Here is a 25,073-nt window from a genome sequence, read left to right on the forward strand (position 1 = left end):
CGGGTCAATGTGAAACAGCGCCTGCCGTTCAGCGGTGTATGAAGGTCTTTCTGCCTTAGAAGCCCCCAGGATTGAATGCTTCTGTTCTAACACTAATGTAATGGTGTGGCATCTCGTTTAAATTCAGGAGAAAACTTCCGACGCCCGATTGATATAGCTCACCTCGTTTGATGGTTAAATTTTACCACCTAACCTGGTGCACTGATTTATTAGACAATTAAAAGCAGAACTGGTGATGAAAATAAAAATGAGAGCAACCTTTTGTTTGCTTTGGGGGGTTTATCCCCCACCACAATCGGTAGCTCTCGTATTTTCATACTGTTCAGACTGATTTGTCAGATCACATTGTGACGACTACAGACTAATGCGACACGTTATTTGCTGACGAATGTTGTCACACTTAACGGGTTCAGCCATACCGTTGCTTTACCGCTACCATCAACCTTAGATGAACCGCCATATTCAACGTTCAGCGATGCTGATGTGCTGTATTTCTCAAACTTAGTCACGTTGGCGTTACTGATATTCAGTGACAGCATCTGGTCAGAGTCATTGGTATTGACAGCAACAATCACCATTTTTCCATCGGTATTCTTATACGCGGTCAGGTGAACATTTGACTGGGGATTTTCGGTTGCCTGAATGCGTACCGCACCGGGGCGAACGAAGCGGGCATATTGTGACATCACATAACCCCGTTTACTGACTTTACCGTCTTCTGTCAGCAATCCATACGAGCGACGGATATACCACCAGACGTAAGCACTATAGTTGGATGCCATGCTGGCATTCAGTTCAGTACCCACCTCAATCGCCGATGCCCAGTTATTCGCTGATTGCTTGGAATCCACATAGTGTTCGGTCATCCACAGTTGCTTACCGGCATTCTGTGCTAACGGATAGGGTTTGGGCGTCGTGCCATACAGGTGCCCACCGATGATTGACACATATTTTGATGCGTCGCTGTCTTTCAATACCGGGTCAGTTAACGCAGGGTTAAAACCTAACGACTCTGCGACAATGACTTTGAGAGAACCAAATTTGGATCCTTGCGATTTGAGATAGTTTTTGAATTCATCACCACTCCATTCGCAGGATTCATAGTCAGGCTTCCAGTCTGGTTCGTTTTGTATCGAAATGGCATACAGCGGTGCGCCATTAGTCTGCATATATTTGGAAAAATCCAGCAGGTGCGAAGTATAAGCAGAATAATGCGCCGGTAGTAAACGCCCACCGTTTATCAGGCTGTTGTTGCTTTTCATATAAGCCGGTGGTGACCAAGGGGTTGCCATTATTTTGGCCCCCAGTGAAACAGCCTGACGTGCACTCGGAACCTGTATATTCCATTTAGTGGAGTCTGGATCAATTCGGACGCGCATAATCGACAGCCCTATCTGACCAGCTCCACTCCCGTATGCGGAATTAATTTGTTCCGTGGTGAGATCATTGATCCACCCCACCCCACTCATTCCACCAAAACCTTGAATTGTTTGATAATTAACTTTTGCGTCAATTTTTACTGTATCAGCATACACAGCGAGAGAACCTGCCGTAGCCGAAACAAATAGAGCCGCATGTAAACAATGACGAACCCAGAGACTAACATTTCCATTCATAGCATCCATCCTTAATAAATGAATATTTAGAAATAATAGGAAATAATTGACTTTGTAATTCCAAATAACGCGATGGAGAGGGTGTAAAGTCCACCGCGATTTACATTGTAATAGTTATTTACTGATGTGCAATTTTATAAAGAGGTATATCAGGAATGGTTTTTCATTCAGTCATTACATTAACAAAACGGTATAATAAAATGAGTCGACACCGAACTAATAATTAGCTCGTTCTCTATTTACTATCTTTAACCTGGTGTTCGAAATAAATGAATCACAACCCATGCTGGCCGCAAAAGCAGCCAGCATGTCTGAGATTATCCGCGAGTAAAAGCAATACGTGAGTAAAACAATGAAAGAGAACCTGATATCGGTCATCAGCTCACTTTAGCAGCCTGACCTTTACTGCTTTCCCTTTAATTTTGCCTTGTTGCAGTTGCTTCCAAACCTGACGCGCCAGCGACTGCTTAACGGCTACATAAGCGTGCATCGGGTGGATAGTAATCTTGCCGATATCCGCGCCATCCAGCCCCATGTCGCCGGTTAGCGCACCCAGAATATCGCCGGGGCGCATTTTGGCTTTTTTGCCGCCATCGATACACAGCGTTGCCATCGCCGCTTCCAGAGGCGTGATGCGCAACCCACTGGGCAATGGATGCCAGGTCAGTTTCATCTTCAGCATCTCTTCCAGTGCATTCGCTCGCTGTGATTCTTCCGGTGCACACAGGCTGATGGCAAGCCCTTGTTCACCGGCACGGGCGGTACGGCCGATACGATGGACATGCACTTCAGGATCCCACGACAGTTCATAGTTAATCACCATCTCCAGTGCCTTGATATCCAGCCCGCGTGCAGCAACGTCGGTTGCCACCAGCACACGACTGCTGCCGTTGGCAAAACGCACCAGCGTCTGGTCGCGATCGCGCTGCTCCATGTCGCCGTGCAGCGCCAGTACACTTTGATTACTGTGAGTCAGCGCATCGTATACCGCCTGACAATCTTTCTTGGTATTGCAGAACACGACGCAGGACGCGGGCTGTTCACGGCTCAGCAACTTTTGCAGCAGATCGAGCTTGCCGTTGCGCGACACCTCATAGAATTGCTGCTCGACCGCTGGCAATTCATCCACCGTGTCAATTTCAATGACCAACGGATCACGTTGAATACGACGGCTGATGGCGGCAATCGCCTCCGGCCAGGTGGCGGAAAACAGCAGTGTCTGGCGTTCGGCCGGTGCGTGGTGAATCACCTCGTCGATGGCATCGGCAAACCCCATATCGAGCATGCGATCCGCTTCATCCAGCACCAATGTCTGCAATGCATCAAGGCTGACGGTCTCTTTTTTCAGGTGATCCAACAGTCGGCCCGGTGTGGCGACAATAATATGGGGAGCATGAATCAGCGAGTCACGCTGGATGCTAAACGGTACTCCGCCGCACAACACCAACACTTTGATGTTCGGCATACCACGAGCCAGACGGCGCAGTTCATTGGCGACCTGATCGGCCAGTTCGCGGGTTGGGCACAGCACCAACGACTGGGTATTAAACTGCCCGGCATCCAGATGCTGCAGCAGGCCCAGCCCGAAAGCCGCCGTTTTACCGCTGCCGGTTTTCGCCTGCGCACGGACATCTTTCCCGGCGAGGGCAGCCGGTAATGCGGCAGCCTGAATCGGGGTCATGGACAGATACCCTAATTCGTTTAAGGTGGTGAGTTGTTCCGCAGAAAGCGCGTTCAGTTCAGCAAATGGGGTCACAGTGAAAATTCCAGATAAATTCGGCCGACAATAATACCATTCCTTGACTGCCATGCCGCGAGGAGTTTTCTCTACCTCAGCGGATCGCTGCGTCGTTCAATGACGTCTGCGCCCGCCACTCTTTTTTTAAGATCGCATACACGTAGGTATTGTCGTATCGCTGTACTTCATCTGGGGTGCTGCGCCATACCGGAACAAACTCCAGAAAACAGGCTTCCCTGCGCATATTCAGGCGCTCACACATTTTCTGCGATCGGACATTATAATCTTCGACGTACGCATAAATTCGCCTTCCATTTTTACTATCAAACAGGAAATTGAAAAATGCCCGCGCCGCCTCACTGGCGTAGCCCTTCCCTTCATATTTTCCATTAAAATGCCAGCCGACGCCGTACGTGTCGTTATCCACGTCATCACGCTCAGCAAATACATGCCCGATGAGGGTATCCGTATCTTTCAGGCAAACAGCAAATTGCGTTTCATCGTGATGCCTGCGCTGTACTTCGCTGATGGCATCCTCAAGGGTATCGAGCTTTTCATCCATAAAACAATTCATGCGCGGCTGGGCGAGATATTCCCATAACCCAGCGGCATCTTTCGTCTCAAAGGGTCTAATGACAAGTCTTTCGGTGGTTATTTTCATCTTTATGATGTGTCCTCAACAAGTCAAATAACGACGGTGTACATAGGTAGACTGCGACACCCTATCGCACCATACCTAAACCGCTGGACAATTAACACGGCAACCGGCCCGCCAGATTATCATCGTGAGGATACGCCATCATTCCGGTCCCCCCCTGCATTATGCCGTTACGGGGGACGATATTGAGCAGGTCGCCGTGACCCCCGCGACCGCATAAGTCAGTAAATTAGGATAGATTGCCTGCAGGTCTTCATTGGATATTTTTCCCTGTGACAAACTATTAATGCGGGACGGCCGTGAAAAAATACCGACCATTGCCGCCGCAGTAAAAATGAACCCACAAGCAGCTTGTTCATAACTTGTATTAGGGAAACAGGCCATGATCGCGTCAATAAATTGGTGCCCCACCGCATCGAGATATTTTTTTAACACCGGTAAATGGTGTTCATTATGAGAAACCTGCGCCACCAGTTTGGTGTATGCACGCCATCCTGGATCATCCATGCAGGCTAATTCAAGATAAGGGTACAAAAACGCGCTGATAACTTGTTCTACGCTAAAGTCGCCTTTTTTTCGAACCTCGCTCAGGGCAGCCAGACGCCGCTGGTTCAACTCATCAACCCGACGGGCGATGACCGCCTCAAAGAGCGCTTCTTTGGTACCGAAATGATACGCCAGCAAGCCCAACCTAACCCTGGCGGTATTCGTAATATTGCGCACGGATACCGCATCATATCCATATTCAGCAAACTGCAATTCTGCTGCATCCATGATTTTTTCACGCGTGGAATGTGCCATAAGCTCCCATAGTTCCTGTCAAACCCACTCTTTTTTCGTCAAGAGCAAAATCATTCTCGCCGGTGGTCTCGGCGGGCAACAAACGGGCGAAGTCACCGTCAGTACCACATTTATGTTCTTTGACGTTCACAGCATCGCATCCGTGTGCAGAGCTTGTCGACACGGATGAAAACATAAATTTTCCCTGCACAGCATAAAGCGCGAGCGCCATCACGGAAATCTCAACAGCAAAACTTACTATTGAATTAGGTTGGTCGACCGACCAATAATAATTTACCCCACCGTACTGCAGTGGGAAAACAGTGATGTTAATGAATTACACCCTGAGGTTAATACAATGAAAAAAATCATCGATCTTTCCGTGACAATAGAAAATGGCGTTAATGCCGATCCTCCCGGACTAACCCCCCGCATTACTTACAGTGACCATAACGTGATGGCTCCGGTGATGGCGGGCTTTTTCCCCGGCGTTACCCCACAGGATTTCCCTGATGCCGAAGGATGGGCGGTTGAAGAAGTGACGCTGACCACCCATGCAGGAACACACATGGATGCCCCCTGGCATTACGCCTCCACGATGAATCATGGGGAACGCGCTGCCACTATAGATGAAATCCCCCTCGACTGGTGTTTTCGCCCCGGTGTGAAACTCGATTTCAGACATTTTCCTGATGGTTATGTCGTTACTGCTGACGATGTGGAGCAGGAGTTAGGGCGAATCCAGCACACGCTCAACCCACTCGATATCGTGCTGGTTAATACCGCCGCTGGCATGGCATACGGCAAAGACCATTACATCAATACCGGCTGTGGCATGGGCCGTGAAACCACGCTGTATTTGCTGGAAAGAGGCGTTCGAGTAACGGGTACAGACGGATGGAGCTGGGATGTCCCCTTCAAGTTTATGTCAGCCCAGTTTGCCAAAGATGGCGACACTCAGGCCATCTGGCAAGGCCACCGCGTCGGCCGGGATATTGGGTATTGCCATATGGAAAAACTGCACAACCTGGAGTCACTACCGGACAGCGGTTTTACCGTGGCCTGCTTCCCGGTCAAGATCCATGCCGCCTCCGCAGGCTGGACCCGAGCCGTTGCCATTATCGAGGAATAGAAGAAGGAATAAGATCATGTCTGCAAAAACACTGCGCGAAAAATTAATCGGCACCTGGCTACTCGAGCAATTTATCGATGTTCTGAACGATGGCACCGTTATTCACACCCTGGGTGAGTCAGCTCGCGGATATATTAGCTACAACGAGGACAACTGGGTTTCCGTGCAAATAATGTCAGGAGACCGGACATTATTTGATAATCCGGATATTACCGGAGGCACCCCTGCGCAATTAGCACAAGCGGCAACCACCTATTTCGCCTACGCCGGGAATTTTGTCACCGATGATATCCAACACCAGGTAACACATCATCTCCATTATTGCCTCATTCCAAACTGGGTTGGGAGCCAGCAATTACGGCATGTTGAATTCAGTGAGCATGATAAGGTGATGACACTGAAATCCGACCCGATGGTTTTTGACGGCGTCACACATAATCCGGCATTGCGTTGGCGGCGTATTCACTATTAATTCCTCATCTACCTGAAGATATTAATAATCACAGGTGGATATAACGATGACATTTATCAGGAGACAACCATGTTGACGACCGACGTATATATTGCATCCGCCAAGCGTACCCCCATTGGTTCATTAATGGGTCAATTTAACACGATTACCGCACCACAATTAGGCAGCACCGCGTTACGCGCGGTGATTAATGACAGCGGCGTTGATCCCGCCCTGATTGACGAGGTGATTATGGGGTGTGTGTTAACCGCCGGGGTCGGCCAGGCCCCTGCCCGTCAGGCGATGATGGCCGCCGGAATTCCCTTATCGACCGGTGCCACAACCGTCAATAAAGTATGCGGTTCTGGCATGAAGGCCCTGATGCTGGCACACGATGTGATTACCGCAGGCTCTGCATCTATTATTGCCGCAGGCGGTATGGAATCCATGAGCAACGCACCTCACCTATTGCATGCACGCGGTGGCATTCGCTTTGGTGACAGCCAGATATTGGATCACCTGACCCGTGACGGCATCGATAACGCCGACGGGCGCTCACTGGGCCTGTTTTCTGAAGATTGTGCTTCCCGTTATGGCTTCACACGGCAGGCTCAAGACGCTTATGCCATTGAGTCCGTTCGCCGGGCGCAACAGGCGCAAAAACTGGGGCTATATAGCGGTGAAATTACGCCCGTGAGCGTGTCTCACGCCGGCAACAGTACCGAAATTGATACGGATGAGTTGCCAAGGCGCGCTGATATTTCGCGAATACCAACACTGGCTCCAGCATTTAAACCCGATGGCACCATTACACCAGCCACCGCATCCGGATTTAGCGATGGTGCCGCAGCACTGATGCTGCTCTCTCGCCAGGGCCTCGACACCACCGGTGCCACCCCAATTGCCCGCATCGTTGCACACGCCACCTTTTCCCATGAACCAGAGTGGTTTACCACCGCCCCAATAGGCGCTATTCAGCGTGTTCTGCAAAAAGCGGGCTGGCGTCTTTCGGATGTCGACCTGTTTGAAGTCAACGAAGCGCTGGCCGTCGTTCCCATGGCAGCCTTGCACAACCTCGACATTCCCCACAGCCGTCTCAACGTCAACGGTGGTGCCTGCTCGCTGGGTCACCCTATCGGCGCGTCAGGCGCACGCATCGTCGTGACCTTGATCAATGCGCTACGGACTCAGGGTCTAACGCGTGGTGTGGCATCACTGTGTATCGGCGGCGGTGAAGCGACAGCCCTCGCCATTGAATGCGTTAACTAATATCGATTGATTATCAGACTCCGGGAGGAGTGCGCTATGTTGACTAAACCGACTCAACCCGACCATCGTGTATCACCGCCAGATTCTCTGGCGGTTTCCCCATCCAGCCTGGCAACAGGCTGGTATCTGGTCGGAGTATTGCTCATTACCAATATTTTTTCTTTCGTCGATCGCCAGATTCTGGTGTTGCTTGTCGAGCCGATTAAGCATGACCTGATGCTGAGTGATACATCACTCAGCCTATTGCAAGGATTCGCTTTTACGCTGTTTTATTCGCTGCTGTCGTTACCGCTTGGTCGTATCATCGACCGAACCAATCGCCGCAACCTGCTGCTGGCAGGGGTCGCTATCTGGAGTCTGGCAACCATCGCGTGTGGTCTGGCCAATAATTATCCGCAACTGTTTATCGCCCGTATCGTCGTGGGTATTGGTGAAGCCACGCTGGCACCTGCGGCGTACTCCATGATTGCTGATTCATTCCCGCCACAAAAGCGGGGGGCGGCACTGGGGACGTTTACCAGCGGAACCTATCTGGGCATTGGTATTGCCGTCTTGCTGGGTGGCATCGTCATTGGTTTTATCGCCGGTCACGACCACGTATCGCTCTGGCTATTCGGGTCCGTACGTCCCTGGCAGGCCGCTTTTATCGCCGTAGGGTTACCCGGCATTATTGTAGTGGCGTTGTTGCTGACCCTGCGTGAGCCTGTTCGCACTCTTCCAGTTCAGTTGCGCCAGAAAGGAACAGCAGACCCAGCACTGATCTGGGCCCGAAAAAAGGCCCGATTACTGGCTCCCGTGATGTTGGGCTATACCCTGATGGGGCTTGCCACCTTCGGTAGCGGCACCTGGGTACCCAGCCTGATGATCCGGATTCACCATTGGAGCGCCCAACAAGCCGCCCTGTATTACGGCCTCGCGTTGATGGTATTCGGTACGGCAGGCGGTATTTTGAGCGGTATTGTCGCGGATAAGTGGCTAAGCCGTAAAAATTATGGTGCCCGTGTAGATCTCTCTACCCTCTGCGCCATATGCTGGCTACCGATGATTGTTGCCGCCTCATTGGTTTCCGACGGCTGGGTATCACTGGCTTTCTTTGGTATAGCCAGTTGCTTTAGCAGTGCCGTCAATTGCCTCGGTCCCACCGCCGTCCAAGATATTGTTCCACCTTATTTACGCGGTCAGGTGACGGCATTATTTTTCTTCGTGGTTAATTTACTGGGTCTGGGTATTGGCCCAACCGCAGTAGCGCTGGTCACCGATCAGATATTTGGCGGTCATCCTGAAGCCCTGCGTTTTGCTATTCCTATTGTCGCGATTCCTGCGGCTATTGCCGGTGTCTTATTACTGTTTTATGGCAGAAAAGCTTTTATTAATGAGGTGACCTCTGAAAAATAAAACAAACACTATCGGCATTACACCCCTGATATAACGCGAAAACCTATTTATCGATTCGCTCCAGACTTATAGGTCAGGAATATAATCATGCGTAAATTACTCTTACTTCTTATCTCTACAGTATCGATAACATCAATGAATGCGGCTGAAGCCAGAGAACCCGGTATTGCCCCGACATTTCCACCGGGATTAACCTTAGGCTTACCGATTGCGGTTAATCCGCCGCCGGGTTTCTATTTTATGAACCGCCTTTCTTATTCTGAATTTCAGCTAAAAGACGGAAGCAATCATAATATCGGTCAGAAAACATCAATTTGGGTAGATTCGCTACAACTCACCTGGGTGCCGGGAATAACGGTATTAGGGGGAAGTTATAAAACGTTTGTGATGCTCCCGTTTGTCGATATCACGATGAAGCGAACTCAACCCACCACCGGCCCGCTCGGTAGCTGGCGCACTCGCGGGCTCGCCAACCCGAAATTTCAGCCACTGGACCTGACCTGGTCACTTGGTAATAACTGGCATATCGGTACGGGGCTGGGGGTCTATGCCCCGCTGGGAAAATATGATGACACCGCCGCACTGAATGTTGCGGGAAATTTTTGGACAATAGAACCTAGCCTCGGGGTAACGTATCTGAAAGATAAGTGGCATTTCTCCAGCCAACTGGTCTACAACACGAATACCCGAAATGACGATAACCATTACCGTTCAGGCGATCAGGTTTTTCTAAACAGTACGCTGACCTACCGGTTTGGTAACTGGGATATCGGGCCAGTGGGGTATTTTATGCGGCAAACCACCGCAGACAGTAATCACGGTGGTGTAACACACTTTGGCGGCAATGTCTTCCCCAAACAGGAGCAAGCAGGGCTAGGATTACTGGCGAGTACAACCTTGGGTAAAGCCAAAGTATACACCTACTACACCCAGGATCTTTATGCCCACAACACGGTTGCGGGGGGGAAACTCTGGTTAAATGTCCTTTTGCGGTTGTAATACCTGCAGCGTTGTAACCGGCATCGTAGTCGGTGCCCCTTGCCACCCCGGACACTGTGCACTCTCACCTTCACCTGTCCGGGGTGGTGACAGCAGCTTAGCCCAACAGTCCGCTGACCCGGAGTACCCGCCGGCTGACTGCCTCTGCCAGCACCGTACTGTGTTCACCGGCACAACCGAGGCTGAAGGCCTGCTTCGCACGGGTGATGCCGGTGTAAACCAGTTCACGGGTCAGAATCGGGCTTAAGCTATCGGGTAGCAGCAAGGCGGTGTGGGCGAATTCCGACCCTTGCGATTTATGCACCGTCATGGCGAACACCGTTTCCACTGCCGACAACCGCCCCGGCATCATCCAGCGAATGCCTGAGGAGCCGTCACCGACCGGGAACGCGACCCGGGTGACCCATAGACGGGAACCATCCGGCTGCGTCTGCGGTACCGTCAACGTAATGCCGATATCACCGTTCATCAGCCGCTGACCATAATCGTTGCGGGTCACCATCACCGGTCTTCCCGGATACCAGCCTTGCCAGCCAGCCAGCAGCCTTTCCCGATACAGCAAATGGGCGATGCGTTCGTTCATGCTCTCTACGCCCCACGGTCCATTACGCAACGCACACAGCAACTGGAACTGACCAAACGCCGCCAGAATCTCTGTAGCCCAAGCGTCAAACGCCGCCATAGATGCCGTCAGCGCTGGCCGAGTCGACGCCATGCGCCGCAGGTAGTCACCGTAGCCCACCGGGGCGCTCGTCCCCGGTCGAGCACCGAATCGGCTGGCGGCACCGTCGATAACCCATTCACGCAACGTATTGTCATCGCTCGCGGTGAGTGTCAGTTGCGCCAAATCAGCAAACCCATGTTGCCAGACAGACGCCAGCGCCGCGCTATCTCCCGCGTTGACCGCGTCAGCCAGTTTCCCGATGCCGCTGTCAGCACCAAAACGGTAACTGTGGCGCAGCATAACGATAGACTGATCCAGCGCATTGCCCTGCGGGTCAAGCAACTCGTCATCCGGTGCCTCTCCCGTCACCTCGCGCAGCCAGTCACGGGTCTGCGGCAGGTAATGCCCTTGTGCAGCGCGTTGGCAGAGTTCCCCCATCAACGCCCCCGCCTCGACCGACGCCAGTTGATCCTTGTCGCCCAGCAAAATCAGCCGGGAATCGCGCGGCATGGCGGCCAGTAACGCCGCCATCATCTCCAGATCCACCATTGAGGCCTCATCCACTACCAGCACATCCAGCAGCAGCGGATTATCGGCATGATGCCGGAAATGTCGGGTATCCGGTCGGCTACCCAGCAAGCGATGCAGCGTTACCACCTCGCTGTTAATGTGCGCACGAATCGCCTCTCCCTGCGCCAGACCGTCCAGCGTCAGGCTGGCAATAGCGCCAGCGATGGATTCGTTTAGCCGCGCTGCTGCCTTGCCGGTCGGTGCCGCCAGTCGGATACGCAGCGGTTTGCCCTGCTGCTCCAGCGCCAGTGACTGTAACAACGCCAGCAATTTCACCACCGTGGTGGTTTTCCCGGTCCCCGGCCCACCGGTGATGATGCTAAATGCACTGCCCGCCGCCAGTGCGCAAGCCAGCTTCTGCCAGTTGGTGGTATCGGGTGTCGTCGCAGGAAATAGCGCCGCCAGCCGCTGGCGTAGCGCTGCTGGCGCGATGGCTGCACGCAAGGTTTCGTTGTGCCGTAACTGTCGGGTAATCGCCTGACGGACATCCTGCTCATACTGCCAGTAACGGCGCAGATAAAGACGTGATCCCACCAACACCAGCGGGGTCGCCCCTTCGCCCGACGCCACCAGTTGTGGCTGCTGCAACGCCGCCAGCCAGGCTGACAGGGTCACCCCCGCCAGTGCCTGTGCCGGGCGCGCTATCTTACGGTTGTCACTGCGATCGCCTTCCGGCGGCAGCGCCAGCGAGAACCCGCTGTCAGCCAGCGTAGCGGCCAGATCGAGGCACACATGCCCGCGCCCAAGCTGATAACTGACCAGCGCCGCGCCCAGCAGCAACAGCGGTGATGCTTCCGGGCATTCCTGATGCAGAAAGCGCACCAGCGCGCGATCCAACTCGCGTAACCACCCGCAATCAACCCACTGATCCAGCAGTTGAACCACGTCATCATGGTGAGTGAGGGTCATGCCGTCACCTCCGTATCGCCGCTAAACAGGCGGTCCAGCGCGTCAATCAGCGTCCGCTCCGGTCGTTCAGCGTAAACGCCGCCCCCCGGTGCCTGACTACCGCGCAGGAACAGATACAACGCCCCACCGACATGACGGTCGTAGTCATAATCTGGCAATCGGGAGCGTAGTAAGCGGTGCAAGGCAAACAGGTACAAGGCCAGTTGCAGATCATACCGATGGTCTAGCATGGCTCGAGCCATATGCGCTGAGTCATAGTCGGCGACGTCCGCCCCCAGCCAGTTGGACTTGTAATCCAGCACGTAGTAGCGCCCCTGATGTTCAAACACCAAATCGATAAAGCCTTTCAGCATGCCATTGAGCGCGTCACGCATCAGCGGCACGCGTGGTGCCCCCGCCAGTGTGGCGGCGCTGACCTGTTGGTCCAGACGTTGCGTATCGACCTGATTGAGCGCAAACCAGAATTCCATTTCCACCTGATACTGCGTCAGACCAGCCAGTGACACCGTACCAGCGGGTGATGCGGGCAACGCCAGCGGTTGGTTGAGTTGCGCCATCAGCCAGTCGGTCAGCATCGGTATCCACGGTGTCCAGCCCTGTCGGTTACAGCGTCGCGCCACCTGATCTTCCACTCGCGGGCGATCCACTGCCAGAGCGGCAAACCCCTCTTTACCCGCCCACTCCAGCAACCCATGCAGAAAACTGCCCGGCACCGCACCGCGCGGAAAACTGTACATGTCGTAGCCAGTCGGCAATGGCGGCAGGCGTTCTGCGGCGTCCTGCGGTTCGCTAAAGGTTTCCTGCCGGGCGCTTTGTACTTCAGCGGCGTCATGGGCGGCGGACTCACGACGTTCCTGATACTGCCCCTCCGGTGCCAGTTGCAGCCCGGAATAACTGGTGATGCGCCAACGGTGACGGCGAATATCCGGTAACGGCGGCTCGTTTCCCAGCGCGGGGGTTTCCCGTACCGCGCGATATACTGCGTCATCGCCTTCTGGCAGTGGCGCTATCTGGCTGTGTGGCCCGCCCCAGAGCGACAAGCATGACGCCAGTTGCCCGGCCTCCAACGGTTCACCGGCACCGAGCAGGTAACCGGGTGCGCTTTTCTCAAGCCCTTTCAACGGCGCGATCCCAAGCCACAGCGCATAGCGCGCGCGGGTCAATGCGACATAAAACTTACGCAGGTCTTCCCCCAGGCGCTCATGGTCAGCTCGCGCAACCGCCTCGTCGCTGGCAATCAACTCAAGGCGCAGTTGCCCGTCATCATCATGAAATTTCAGCGGCACATCCCGATGGCTGATCGTGCGAAACGCACAGGCGAATGGCAGAAACACCAGCGGGTACTCCAGCCCTTTCGATTTATGCACGGTCACCACTTTGACTAGATCCGCGTCACTTTCCAGCCGCACTTTCAGGCTATCGCTGCTGGGGTTATCGGCCTGGCACTGTTCGGCCAGATAACGGATCAGCGCGTGTTCGCCGTCCAGATGCACACTGGCCTGTTGCAGTAACTCCGACAGGTGCAGCACATCGGTCAACGCCCGGGCGTTATCGGCAGCCAGCAGCCGACGCGGGACATCAAACTCCCACAGCAACCGCCGTAGCATCGGCAACACGCCTTGCTGACGCCAGCATTGCTGGTAGCGAACAAATTGCATCACCCGGCGTTCCCACTCCTGCTCATCGTGGTTAAGGCGGTCAAGCGCCTGCCAGCTCAGCCCCAGTAACGGAGTAGCCAGCGCGGCACGTAGCAACCGATCGTTCTCCGGGTCAGCACAGGCGGCCAACCAGCAGTGCAGTTCTCCTGCCTGCGGGCTATCAAATACCGACTCCCGGTCAGACAGATACACACTGCGCACACCGCGCGCGGACAGGTGCGCCCGCACGGCCATCGCCTCGCGCCCGCTATTAACCAGCACCGCCATATCGCCCGGTTTGACCGGACGCCAGCGTTGGTCTGACGAGACAAAACCGGCCTGCCCCTGCTCGCCCAGTTGTAACAGTCGCACCATTTCACGTGCACACCCCGCCGCCATTCGCTGACGGTATTCAGACGACGACAGCGGTTCATCCGTTTCCAGCGTCCAGCAGGTCAATGCCGCGGCTGGCGTTCCTTCCTGCATCCAGAGGTCATCACGACCGTTAGCCTGCACCGGTAAAAACGGCACCGGGTTGTCGCCATCTGGCTGACGAAATAAAAACGCACCTGCGCCGTTGGCACGGTTTTCCGCTTGCATAAACACCTGATTAACGGCATCGACCATCGCCTGCGTGGAACGAAAGTTGGTCCCCAGCGTGTAATGCCGACCGTCGGTATCGCGCCGGGCGCGCAAATAGGTGTAGATATCGGCACCGCGAAACGCGTAAATCGCCTGTTTCGGATCGCCTATCAGGATCAACCCCTGTTGCGGATCGTTGGTTGCCACCCGGTACAGGGTATCGAAAATGCGGTATTGCAGCGGATCGGTATCCTGAAATTCATCGATCATTGCCACCGGGAACTGGCGGCGAATGCGTTGGGCCAGCCGTTCGCCGTTATCGCCGCGTAATGCGGCATCCAGCCGGGTCAGCAAGTCCTGAAAGCCCATCTGCGCCCGGCTTTCCTGTTCGGAGCGAAAACGCTGGTGTATCCAGCGGCAGGCGTGCCGTAACAGTTGGCTACGTGGCTCCGGCAAGTCGTTCAACTGCTGCGCCAACGTTTCCATCGCGCTTAACGCCGGATGTGTCGGTGCTTCGTCCGGTATTTTCCAGCACTCCCGTAACCCTTGTGGCGTCAGCCGTGTCCAGCCGGTGCCGATATCCAGCTTCGTCTCGTCACTACTGGCCCAGTGTTGCAGTTTATCCAGCCACGGGTCGAAATAACGGGCCTGTAGCTTGCGGCCATCCGCTTTTTTCTCTGCCACGGCGGCGTTCAGCAGGTCGCGCAGCTCGTCACACCATTGTGTCCAGGGCGCTTTCAGCGCCGCCAGTTGGCGTGTTTTTTCATCACGAACGGTGCTGAAGATCTGCGCGGGCAGGTCATCAATGCCAATCTCATCGGCATAGTCCAGCAACGGCGTGACGCTGCGATAAAAATCTTCCGGTGCGGCCCAGCTATCGCGCAGTTCCAGCACATCACGGGCATCGAGTGGGAAAAAGAAGGTGCGCCAGTAATCACGCACCACCTCCAGCAGCAATTCGCTCTGGTCGGTTTCCAGTGTCTGATTAAACAGGCTGCCGCTATCAAACGCGTGTTCACCCAGCATCCGGTTACACCAACTGTGGATGGTGGACACCGCCGCTTCATCCATCCATTCCGCCGCCAGTTGCAGTTTGCGGGCGCAATCCGGCCACTGTGCCAATGGGTAGTCGGCGCGCAGCTCACGCAGTAGCGGATCAACCTGGTCATCCTCACCCGCCGAGCCGCCCTTGTCGCTCGGCTGAAAGTAAGCTGCGGCCTGCGCCAGCCGTGCGCGAATACGGTCACGCAGTTCGCGGGTCGCGGCATCGGTAAAGGTCACCACCAGAATATCTGGCGGGTTGAGCGGACGCGCAAAGGCGTGCTCCCCCCCATGCCCCAACACCAGCCGCACATACAACATGGCGATGGTAAAGGTTTTGCCGGTACCAGCGCTGGCTTCAATCAACTGGCTGCCACAGAGTGGAAAGCGCAGTACATCCAGCGCAGAAGGTAACGCGCTCGCCGTCATGGCTGGCCCCCTGATTTTTTATTTCTCGCCGATGCGGCTTTCAGTGTGTGGTGTAGCGGTGCCAGCAACTGCTGTACCCAGCGGGCAAATTCGCCATCGGCCCACAGGTGCTCGAACGTCGGGAAAGCCCGCGCCAGATAAGGGTTGGACGCTGATTCAGCATATTTGCGGTTAGCAGGATCATGCTCCTCATAGCACTGGCGTGCCGCTTTCCCTGCTTCACCATCAACCGATTGCCCCGGCTCACCGCCAACCTCCAGCCAGCGAAACCCGGTTTTCACCGCGACAGGCAACGGGCAACGCATGCCCTGCCGCCAGGCGTCCAGCAGAGACTGCCAGTAAGCCGCCGCCTGCGCAGGCTCCAGTGCAGGCAGATGAACAGTACCGTTTTTGCTGACCAGCGTGCTGTGTAACGCTTGCCCGCCGAGGTGCCCAGCCAGATGCGCGACCCAGAACGGCAACAGTTTATCCAGGCGATAACTGCGACGGGTGGGATGGAGCAACCCACCGCTTTCCAGCACCAGCCGACAGCGGTTGCCCTGTTCGTCAAGGCGCAGTTCGTTTAGCCAGTCTTCCAGAGGTAACTCCGGCAACGATAGCGCTTCGTCCGGTATCGGTGTCTGCCATTTATCCCGCTCCTGTTGGTAACGGGTAAACAGGTCTGCCATGGGCTCTGCCAAATCCTGCTCCAGTACCGTGGTGAAACCGCCGGGTGCCAGCTCACCACGCCGGGCGATACGCTGCAAATGCTCAGCCAGCGCCTGCTCGCGGGGAATCTGCCGCTGCAACGCGGCTTTTTGTACCTGAATCAACTCATGTTGCAGACGCCAGTTTTCCAGTGCATCGATAGCAAACGGTTCCTGATCCTGGCTGGTGGGGTCTTCCTGCTCAAACCAGACGTTGAGCCGTAAACGAAAGAAGCTACGCACCGGGTCACGCACAAAATCGGCCAGTTGACGCAACGTCAGTACCCCCTCCTGCACATAATCATCCAACACGGCATTCGGGGCGGCAGCCGTGTGCGATAACGCGCCATTGTATGACGGCAGCCCGGCACGCCATTCGCGGGCATAGCTGAACAGCGAACTGCCCGCGGTAAAATACTCCGGGCTGAAAGGTTGCAACCGGTGTTCCACCGTTAACACGGGCAATACGTCCTGTCCGTTAACCGTCCGCCAGCCATTGCTGAGGTGGTCGCGCAGTTGCGCGACCAGCACCGAGGGCGGACGCTCGCTGTTATCGTGGATGCTGCGCCCAACCCAACTGATATACAGCCGCTCACGCGCTGACAGCAGCGCCTCCAGAAACAGGTAACGGTCATCTTCACGGCGGGAACGGTCGCCGGGGCGGTAATCCTGTCCCATCAGGTCGAAGTCAAGTGGCACCCGGTTGCGGGGGTAATCACCGTCATTCATGCCCAGCAGGCACACATGGCGGAATGGGATGGCGCGCATCGGCATCAATGTGGCGAAGGTAACGGCCCCGGCGAAAAACGGCTGGGTCAGGCTCGCCTGTTCAAATAACCCCAGCCAGTGTTCCCGGACTACCGATAACGGCAGTTCCTGCGTCAACGAGACAGATTCGCACGCCTCCAGCCAGTTCTGCAACCCTTCGTCCAGTTGCAGTAGCATGAAGCCATCCTCGCCATCATCCGCCGCAAAAAACGTGCTCAACAGTACACGTAATCGCTCGCCCCACTGCACCGGCGTTGCAGGCTGACAAAGCTGCTGCCAGCTGTAATCGAGCCGGTCGAGCAACCACGCCAGTTGTCCAGCCAGCGCAGCATCCAGCCCGCCGATTTCATCCAGCGGTTCGATATCCCGCCAGGCACTACCTGCACCCACCGCATACCCCAGCAGCATACGGCGCAGGCCGAAAAACCAGCTGTTCTGTTCCGGCGCATCCGGCAGGTTAAGACTTTGGCGTTGGCGCGCATGCAATCCCCAGCGCACGTTGGCCGCCCGGATCCAGCGCTGCAATAACGGTAGCTGTTCTTCTTCAATGGCAAAACGCTGGCGCACCGCTGGTACGTCCAGTAGATCCAGCACATCGCTGACCGCCACGCGCGACTGCGGCAGGTGCAACAGTTTTTCCAGCGCCGCCAGCACCAGGTTGTTCTGCCGTGCACCGCGATCCGCCACACTGAATGGGATGTAACGCGGGTCCTGCCGGTCTATCAACCCGAACACCGCCTGAATATGCGGCGCATAACCGTTGATGTCCGGCACCATCACAATCACATCGCTCGGGCGCAGTGTCGGGTCGGCGGCAAACGCCGCCAGCAGTTGGTCATGCAGCACTTCGACTTCACGCTGCGGGCTGTGCGCCAGATGAAACCGGACAGAACCGTCCTGATCGGGGTCGATGGCGGGCCAGCGCGACCGGCTTTCCGACAGCGGGCGCAAATCCCGAATGTCGTCCTGTAGCTGATGCAGCAGGCAGTCTTCGCCATTGCTGTTAAACAGATCAATACGTGAGATCACCGGTTGCAGTTGAGATTCATATTGCTCACGCTGGTCGTACTCATCAAGCAATCCGATGTAGTCGCGCCCCTGTTTGCCCCATGCCGCCAGCAGCGGGTGGGCATGTTGATGTAACTCCTCCAGCGCAATTACCTCTGGCATACCGGGTTTTCGCTGCTGACGGGCGCGTTCAGCACGTAACAGGTCTTTATCGGCAATAATGTTACCCCAGTAATGTTCGCACGGGTTATGCACGCACATGAACACCTGGGTCCAACGCCCGATGGCTGCCAGCAGTTCCAGTGCCTGTTGCGATAACGACGAAATACCAAACACGACAACACGTGACGGTAAACCGGCCGGGCGTTCACTGTCACCTCGCCGGTCGACCTCATCCAGAAAACGTCGGTGCAGCGCCGCGCGACTGGTGCCGGACAGCGCCTCACCGGTATCCGCCAGCAGTGCGCGCCACAGCAACGGTTGCCAGCGCTGCTCCTCTGGCAGCGGCTCCACGCCGCGTCGGTGGCTGGTCAGCACATCCCGCCCCTCGCTCCAGTCGGCCAGCCAGTCAGCGCGATACACCTGATATTGGTCGAACAGGTCAGCCAGCCGTTCGGCCAACTGGTAGTGTTTTCGCAAATCGGTATCCTGTCGCAAAAAACGCGCCAGCGCGGCAAATTCGGGCTGTGTCAGCAGCTCCGGCAACAGGCGTAGCAGCCGCCAGACCAACAACGGTTTATCAAAGGGAGAGGTTTCCGGTACCTGCTCACGGCCCAGCACCGCACGGTAGACCTGCCAGAAAAAACGTGACGGTAACTGAATGTCCAGCGCGGCAGCCACACCACACCCGCCATCGCGGGCATCGCGCGCCAGCGCCAGTTTCAGCCACTGCCCGATACCGTTGCTTTGCACCAGAATCAGTTCGTTTTCCAGCCCGGACAGCGGGTTGGCCGCCATCCACGAGACCAGCACGTCACGCAGCGCTTCAGGATGGTTGCTGTGGATCGCCATCAAACCGGGTCGTAGCCTGTTTTCGTTCATCGCTCTCTCTGCTCGTTGCGCACCGGATGTACCGAATAAATAACCGAATAACAGTACAGTCAGTAAATATCTTAGCATTCATGGGATTGGCTGTGATACCAGGAAGCGCGTCGTGCGAAGCCGGTCGCAACCGCGACCGGTATGATGGTGTTGATAGGATAATTTCAGGGGTAAGAATTTGTTAGCACAGACCCCGTCAGGCCGCCTGACTGTCCGCCAGCGACTGCGTGATAAAAGCACGAACGTCGCCAACCTGGCGGATATAGCCATTAAGCAACGCGGTAAAACCCGGCTCATCCAGCTTATCGAGCGGGTATTGACTGCACAGACGCAGGTTATCGAACTCATCCAGTGCCAGCCAGCAACCGCGCATCGCCGCCATCTCGAAATTGAGTAGTAACATCAGGCGGTAGATAGCGGGTCGTGCTTCCCCTTGCAGGTTCACTATCTGGCAGTGCAGTAGCAGGTTGTCGCTTTGTGCTGGCACTTCGATGACCGCGGCCTCTTGCCCTTCTGCGTCATTCAGAACACAGATGCCGTTATTGAGCGTCAGCCGGGTGTGGTTAAACTGACTGAAATGTTGCAGCAAACGCGCCGCCTGTTGTTGTGCTGAGGTCATGGTGTTTTACTCCTTAGACTTTAATGAACCGCTAATGCCTTAATGAACCGGTACCAGGCTTTCGCTTTTCGCGGTGTCGCTATTTACTGTGCCGCGACAGGCGGTATCCGCCGTTGCAGACCTTACTGTTTCGCCAGCGTAATGCCTTGCTGGTGCAGATGATTGACCGCCTGCGACACCTCAGGGCTGGCTTTAGCGATAGCCCCTTCCAGACTGAAACTGGCGGGGTTGTTCTGGTTCTGACCGTAGCTGAAGTTAATTTTGCCCAGCAGTTTGGTCATGCTGACATCGGCACTGCTGCCTGCGCTGACAATTGGCAGCGGAAACGCCAGCCCTTCCTTGTTTTTTACCGTTTGGGTGAAATCGACTGACTTGATCCGCAGGTTGTTGCTGTCGCGGAAAATAGCCGCAATGTCATCCTTACCCAGCGTATTGTTCTGGATGCCTTTTTCGACCCTTGCTTTCACCTCGTCTTTCAACTCCAGGCTGACGCCCGCGGTGGCATTAGTCAGTGACTGCATTTTCTGCACTACGGCTTTCAGCGCCGGGTTCTCCTCCATAAACCCATGAATACGTTCAGCGCTGGTGGGTGGCAGGTTATCGCTGACCAGCTTACGCAAAGCATGGAAAATCCCGTTGCTGTCCAGTTTGGCAAGGTTAGCGTACGTCGTGCTGTAGCTGGCGCTATCCAGCGTCACACCCTGTTTTCCCGCCGCGTCATGCTGTCGAACCTTCGCCTGCAAGTCCCTGATGGCACCATACTGACCATCGTCCGCCGGGGTTTTCGCGTCAAAATGTGTATTCAGAATAGCCAGTTGTTCGCCAACATCCGTCAGGTCTTTCACGCCTTTCAATACCTGCTGCGTCTCTGGGTCGGTGAATTTTTTCTTCAATGCCGTCAGCAGGTTATCCATCTCGCGATGTTCCAGCGGTTGGGCCGGTTTGAGCTGCATACTGATACTGTGATTGGTTTTGGTGTCTACCGTCATCGTGGCCGATGCGCCGGTCGTTAGCGGGGCTACCCATGCACCATTCGGGTCCGGTCGGGTGATTCCGGCAAACGCGGTGGCGTTGGCCCCGACATTTACCTGGTTCATGAAGCGCGCACGGTTGTTGGTGGTCGCACTCTGCTCGGTGAACGCCCCCCGCACCGTGCTGTGCTCATGGCTGGCCGACATCAGGTTCGCCCCGGCACCCACGCCAACAGAAAAACGGGTCGCCGAGGTCGGCACTTTGCCTTTTTTCGACGCAGCGGGTTTATCCGTCAGATTGACTTCAGCACGAGCATCAGCCGTCAGTGCCGCATCCACATCAAATTTAATGGAGAATCCCTCTTTGACCCGATGGTCGTTCCCCTTTGCTACCAGTTCCAGCGGGTTCACCTTGCCCTCCATCAGGTTATCGATAAAACCGGGCAGCTCTTTTTCGCTCAGCGTAAATTTCAGTCCATGTTGCTGAACGGTTCCCAACCCGGCGGAGAGACTACCGCCAAAGCGAACGTCCAACGTCACGGTGTGTTTTTTATCGTCGAAATCAAAACTCTTCTTCGCATCATTCGGTATTTGCCCGGTTGAGACCCCGACTTTGGCATTCAATCCCCCATTGCGCCCAAAGTTAACGTCAATACCGTTGTCGCTGCGGCTGAAGGTGAGGCTATAGGCGCGATCGCCGGTGACGCCGCCGTTGGGCACAATCGGGAACGCGGTGGCGTTGAGCATCACTTTGGCCTTCGCCGGGACATAGAAGGTACTGGCACCGGCGTTATAACTGCGGTTAACGGCCAGGCTTTCACCATTATCCAGCGACAAAATGGTCTCTTTGAGTTTACTGGCTAACCCGGCCTTATCGCTGGCATCCAGCGAAGTGCGAGAGGTCAGGTTGACGGCGCTTTTCTCGTTGCTAAACGCGTGAGTAAAGGTTTTCACCGCATCGTAATCCGCCTCCAGCGCGCCAAACCGGGTAAAGCCCATATCCGTGACCTTTTTGACCTCGTTATCACCGTAGTGATGATCACGCAGCGCACTCAGGGCCGCGTGCACCGGCTTAAGGTCAGCCGTGGTTGGCTGTTTACCGGAGAAAGCGGTCAGTTTGTCAACGATGCCGTGCAGATCGCTTGCCGTCATGACATCCAACGCCAGACGTGATTTGGTCAGTGCCATCGCATCGCCCAAATCACGCCGGGGCCCGGTTGCCACGCTGTCACTCTGGTAGCTCATGTCGACTTTTTTGGCGACGAAGGTGTTCAGCAATGCCCCGGCTTTACTGTCTTTGGAAAGCGGCGCCGCGTTGATGACCGTCGACAGCGCCACACTCAGATCGTTGCCGGAACGCTTATCATTGATGGCTTGAGCCACCGCCTTGAATGCCGAGGGTTTGAATGTGTCGTTGACTTCGCCGCCAGGTTGCAATACCCCCTGATGCTTGCCTAACAAGGTGGCGGATTTAGCCGCGCTCATTTCCAAATCGTTCTGGAATGAATTCAATGCTGCCAGCAACGGCTTTCCAGCCTCGCCTAAATCGAGTTTTTCCAGCCGACTTTGTAAATCTTCGCGTTTAGCACTCCAGCGATGAGAAGAGACCGCCAGCTCCAGTTTTTTGAACAGGTTGGCTTGTGTGTCGTAAAGCGGTGACAGCCCTTCCCGCCCTTTCAGGTGGTGTTGTGCAGCATCAATCGGCTTTCTGGCTATCTCTTTCACCGTTTCTTTGACATAAGCCCCCAGGAAATCACCAAAGTGGCTGTTGGTCTTGTGCCCCTCCATCCCTGAACGCCCCAGAACCTGTGCCTCCACTTTCCCCGTGAGGTGAGTCAATGGAATGTGTACCGCTTTGGTAGCCCCTGCCAGCCGATCATAAGCCGCAGCGGCGGCACGCGGCGCATGCGTGTCGGGGGTTTCCGGCGTGGAGGTTTTCCAGCCCTCGGCCGTTAAGCTGTGTTGCTGATGCCCGTCATCCACGATCATCGGCTCGTGATTTTTACTGGTCGATAATCGCTCGGCTTTCACATTGTCCGACAACGCAACCAGCTGCCACTGACTACTGGCTCGCGTCTCTGCGTGACCCTGTAACGCTTGTTTATCCAGCCGGAATACCTGCCCGTCGCTAGTGAGTGCAAACAGGTTCTGTTCTTTATCCAACGCCAGATCTTTTACCTCGCCGCTCAACCCGGCGGTCGGTAACGGCTGAGGAGGTATCGCCGCACGTTGTAAACCCGGCTTGTTGATATGCAGTTGCAATGCGCCTTGTGCGGTGGCGGTAACATATTTGTTGCCATCCACCACCGCCAGTGCCCTGGTACCGCTGCTTTTATCCGGCCCGGATAACGGGTCACCCGCCGAGGGCGAGTTACGTCCTTGCGTGACAGCAAAGACGTTGTTATCGCCGTGGGTCACGCTGTCGGCTTTTTGGTTGATGGAGAGCTTCTTCACCTGCCCTTCATCCAGCACGTAAGCCTGATTATCCAGGCCACGCGCCAGCTGGGTAGCCCCCACCTCGGTTTTGGTCCAGCTCTGGGTGGTGCTGTCGAGGTAGTGAATTTTGCCGTCATGCAGCGCCATGGCCCCCAGCCGCCCCATGTCCATCACCTCATGCGCCGGTGGGTCCTGTTTGGTTAACCCGGCCTGATTATCCACCACCAACACATCACTCAGATTCCAACCGGGCTTGAATCCTTCGGTTTCCCCCGGTTTACTGCCATCCGCCAGCGGTGCCAGATGTTTTTGCCCGGCAGCGTCGTTAACCTGTGCATGCATGGCACCGTGTTCATCCGCCACAAAGCCTTGCACCTTATGGTGCTCACCCAATACCGCGTTCAACGCCGGGCTGTGATACGGCTCCAGTTTCACGGTATTGTCGCCAGCCGATGGCAGCGTCCCGACAAAAACCTGGCCTTCATCATCGGCCACAAATAAACGATGGCCTTCCAGCCCGACGGCTCTGGCGTTCACCTGTTCACTGCCGCGGGCCAGCGCCACAGGCCCTTCGAGCTTCAGGTTGAGCGTGAGGTGTTGGTCTGCCGGGGCATCGGCTTTCGGTAACAGATGGAGCTGCACCGTGCTGTCCTCTTTTTCCGTCAGTAACGCCACGTTGTGCTGCGCATTGGCGAAGAAGGATTTAATTTTGTCAGCAAACGGCAGCGATTCCTGTCCTGCCGACAGGTTAGCCAGGGTTTTATCCCCCTTCACGGCATACAATTTACCATCGGCCTGACTCACCAGATGGCTGTGCGGCGTATCGCTCTTTTTCTCCCATACCTGATCGGCATTCAGGCTATACAGCGCTTTGTCATGAATCCTCAGTGTCAGGTTCTCGTTTGACGGGTCGGTGTGTACCCCTGTCAGCAACGCCTTAACCGCCTGACCCGGTTGTGGCAGGTTGATGGTAGTGACGCCACTGTGGTTAACGACGGACGCGCGGATGTGCGTATCATCCATCGCCAGCGCAAAGCTGGCCGGATGCTTGCCGGACAACGCCTGTGCGGCTTTACCTGCCTGGAGCGGAGCGCTGGAATGCAACGCCACCATCCTGTCACCCGTCAGGTGCAGGCTAAACAGCCGACCGCTTTTATCCATCAGCACGTGTTGGCTACCATCGTCGCTAGCCTGATGCGCGACAAAGGGCAACGCGTTCTTACCGAGCGTTTGCGACAACAGCGTTTTCAGGTGATCGGACACCCCTTCGCCCAGTTCAAGCCGCCCTTTTTTATCCAGCGATATCACGCTGCCTGACCCGGCCACCGCAGGCGTATTCGCGGTTGTCGATAGCGCGCGGTCTATCGCCCCTTTCATGCCCTGCAAATTGGGAGAACGGCCAATCTGCGCACCTTCACCATTGGGAAGTGATGGCTGCTGGCTAACGTGTGCGATACCGGCGTGCATTCCTGCCCGTTGCAGTGACGCCGACGTGGACTGTGCGGGCACGCTCGTACTGCCTTGCGTCAGCGTATGACTGCGTTGGGGGGCGGAGTTATGGATGTCTGTCAACGACGGTTGTCGCTGAATATGATTAATGTTGCCCAACATTGGCCTTCTCCCGTGTGCTGGATTGAGTGCGGTGATGCCTGTTGAGTGGCCTGTGCTCGCCTT

At 55.5% G+C, this 25,073-nt stretch carries 15 protein-coding genes; 5 read left to right on the forward strand and 10 right to left on the reverse strand.

The annotated features are described in order from the left end of the window. Window positions 1–374: 374 nt before the first annotated feature. From LF929_RS10705 to LF929_RS10725, 5 genes are all read right to left on the reverse strand, one after another. Window positions 375–1,616, reverse strand: a complete 1,242-nt coding sequence (locus tag LF929_RS10705) for a glycoside hydrolase family 30 beta sandwich domain-containing protein (protein WP_226093642.1) — start codon at window positions 1,614–1,616, stop codon at window positions 375–377. A gap of 382 nt (window positions 1,617–1,998) precedes the next feature. Beyond that, window positions 1,999–3,372 carry an ATP-dependent RNA helicase DbpA gene (gene dbpA / locus LF929_RS10710; RefSeq protein ID WP_210175449.1) on the reverse strand — a complete coding sequence of 458 codons (1,374 nt, stop codon included), beginning with the start codon at window positions 3,370–3,372 and terminating at the stop codon, window positions 1,999–2,001. Window positions 3,373–3,448: 76 nt separating this feature from the next. Further along, window positions 3,449–4,015, reverse strand: coding sequence for a GNAT family N-acetyltransferase (locus LF929_RS10715; protein WP_210175448.1), 567 nt, complete (start codon window positions 4,013–4,015; stop codon window positions 3,449–3,451). A 159-nt stretch (window positions 4,016–4,174) separates the two neighbouring features. Further along, window positions 4,175–4,813: a TetR/AcrR family transcriptional regulator gene (locus tag LF929_RS10720; RefSeq protein WP_050570674.1), complete on the reverse strand. Its 639-nt coding sequence runs from the start codon at window positions 4,811–4,813 to the stop codon at window positions 4,175–4,177. After that, on the reverse strand, window positions 4,794–5,027 hold the full coding sequence (locus tag LF929_RS10725; protein WP_152490383.1) for a hypothetical protein: 234 nt from the start codon (window positions 5,025–5,027) through the stop codon (window positions 4,794–4,796). Before LF929_RS10725 ends, LF929_RS10720 begins: the two co-directional genes overlap by 20 nt. Window positions 5,028–5,150: 123 nt before the next feature. Here LF929_RS10725 and LF929_RS10730 point away from each other — a divergent pair, with 123 nt between their 5' ends. The 5 genes from LF929_RS10730 (at window position 5,151) to LF929_RS10750 (ending at window position 10,038) form a co-directional block, all read left to right on the forward strand. Continuing rightward, window positions 5,151–5,924 carry a cyclase family protein gene (locus LF929_RS10730; protein WP_210175447.1) on the forward strand — a complete coding sequence of 258 codons (774 nt, stop codon included), beginning with the start codon at window positions 5,151–5,153 and terminating at the stop codon, window positions 5,922–5,924. A gap of 16 nt (window positions 5,925–5,940) precedes the next feature. Continuing rightward, window positions 5,941–6,396 carry a lipocalin-like domain-containing protein gene (locus tag LF929_RS10735; RefSeq protein WP_038907936.1) on the forward strand — a complete coding sequence of 152 codons (456 nt, stop codon included), beginning with the start codon at window positions 5,941–5,943 and terminating at the stop codon, window positions 6,394–6,396. A gap of 69 nt (window positions 6,397–6,465) precedes the next feature. Further along, window positions 6,466–7,644 carry an acetyl-CoA C-acyltransferase gene (locus LF929_RS10740; RefSeq protein WP_210175446.1) on the forward strand — a complete coding sequence of 393 codons (1,179 nt, stop codon included), beginning with the start codon at window positions 6,466–6,468 and terminating at the stop codon, window positions 7,642–7,644. A gap of 36 nt (window positions 7,645–7,680) precedes the next feature. Further along, window positions 7,681–9,039: an MFS transporter gene (locus tag LF929_RS10745; RefSeq protein WP_080649081.1), complete on the forward strand. Its 1,359-nt coding sequence runs from the start codon at window positions 7,681–7,683 to the stop codon at window positions 9,037–9,039. 87 nt (window positions 9,040–9,126) lie between these two features. Beyond that, a complete protein-coding gene (locus LF929_RS10750) occupies window positions 9,127–10,038 on the forward strand; it encodes a transporter (protein WP_080649080.1) in 912 nt (303 codons plus the stop codon). 97 nt (window positions 10,039–10,135) lie between these two features. Here LF929_RS10750 and recD read toward each other — a convergent pair whose 3' ends face one another. The 5 genes from recD to LF929_RS10775 all read right to left on the reverse strand — a co-directional run bounded on the left by recD (window position 10,136) and on the right by LF929_RS10775 (window position 25,010). Then, window positions 10,136–12,181 carry an exodeoxyribonuclease V subunit alpha gene (gene recD / locus LF929_RS10755; protein ID WP_226093641.1) on the reverse strand — a complete coding sequence of 682 codons (2,046 nt, stop codon included), beginning with the start codon at window positions 12,179–12,181 and terminating at the stop codon, window positions 10,136–10,138. Next, window positions 12,178–15,870, reverse strand: coding sequence for an exodeoxyribonuclease V subunit beta (gene recB / locus LF929_RS10760; protein ID WP_226093640.1), 3,693 nt, complete (start codon window positions 15,868–15,870; stop codon window positions 12,178–12,180). The genes recD and recB overlap by 4 nt, the downstream gene beginning before the upstream one ends. After that, window positions 15,867–19,373, reverse strand: a complete 3,507-nt coding sequence (recC, locus tag LF929_RS10765; RefSeq protein ID WP_368678936.1) for an exodeoxyribonuclease V subunit gamma — start codon at window positions 19,371–19,373, stop codon at window positions 15,867–15,869. Before recC ends, recB begins: the two co-directional genes overlap by 4 nt. A 196-nt stretch (window positions 19,374–19,569) precedes the next feature. Next, a complete protein-coding gene (locus LF929_RS10770) occupies window positions 19,570–19,992 on the reverse strand; it encodes a type III secretion system chaperone (RefSeq protein ID WP_038907930.1) in 423 nt (140 codons plus the stop codon). Window positions 19,993–20,114: 122 nt separating this feature from the next. After that, complete coding sequence (locus LF929_RS10775; protein WP_226093391.1) at window positions 20,115–25,010, reverse strand: AvrE-family type 3 secretion system effector; 4,896 nt, start codon at window positions 25,008–25,010, stop codon at window positions 20,115–20,117. Window positions 25,011–25,073: the final 63 nt, after the last annotated feature.

This window comes from Dickeya oryzae, assembly GCF_020406815.2.
Taxonomy (GTDB): domain Bacteria; phylum Pseudomonadota; class Gammaproteobacteria; order Enterobacterales; family Enterobacteriaceae; genus Dickeya; species Dickeya oryzae.

Excerpts from the sequence above, each read along its gene's own strand:
- LF929_RS10740 (WP_210175446.1), top strand. The coding sequence starts at position 6,466 with ATGTTGACGACCGACGTATATATTGCATCCGCCAAGCGTACCCCCATT.
- recC (WP_368678936.1), bottom strand. The coding sequence starts at position 19,373 with ATGAACGAAAACAGGCTACGACCCGGTTTGATGGCGATCCACAGCAAC.
- LF929_RS10720 (WP_050570674.1), bottom strand. The coding sequence starts at position 4,813 with ATGGCACATTCCACGCGTGAAAAAATCATGGATGCAGCAGAATTGCAG.
- LF929_RS10775 (WP_226093391.1), bottom strand. The coding sequence starts at position 25,010 with ATGTTGGGCAACATTAATCATATTCAGCGACAACCGTCGTTGACAGAC.
- recD (WP_226093641.1), bottom strand. The coding sequence starts at position 12,181 with ATGACCCTCACTCACCATGATGACGTGGTTCAACTGCTGGATCAGTGG.
- LF929_RS10735 (WP_038907936.1), top strand. The coding sequence starts at position 5,941 with ATGTCTGCAAAAACACTGCGCGAAAAATTAATCGGCACCTGGCTACTC.
- recB (WP_226093640.1), bottom strand. The coding sequence starts at position 15,870 with ATGACGGCGAGCGCGTTACCTTCTGCGCTGGATGTACTGCGCTTTCCA.
- LF929_RS10730 (WP_210175447.1), top strand. The coding sequence starts at position 5,151 with ATGAAAAAAATCATCGATCTTTCCGTGACAATAGAAAATGGCGTTAAT.
- LF929_RS10745 (WP_080649081.1), top strand. The coding sequence starts at position 7,681 with ATGTTGACTAAACCGACTCAACCCGACCATCGTGTATCACCGCCAGAT.
- LF929_RS10770 (WP_038907930.1), bottom strand. The coding sequence starts at position 19,992 with ATGACCTCAGCACAACAACAGGCGGCGCGTTTGCTGCAACATTTCAGT.
- LF929_RS10715 (WP_210175448.1), bottom strand. The coding sequence starts at position 4,015 with ATGAAAATAACCACCGAAAGACTTGTCATTAGACCCTTTGAGACGAAA.
- LF929_RS10750 (WP_080649080.1), top strand. The coding sequence starts at position 9,127 with ATGCGTAAATTACTCTTACTTCTTATCTCTACAGTATCGATAACATCA.
- LF929_RS10705 (WP_226093642.1), bottom strand. The coding sequence starts at position 1,616 with ATGAATGGAAATGTTAGTCTCTGGGTTCGTCATTGTTTACATGCGGCT.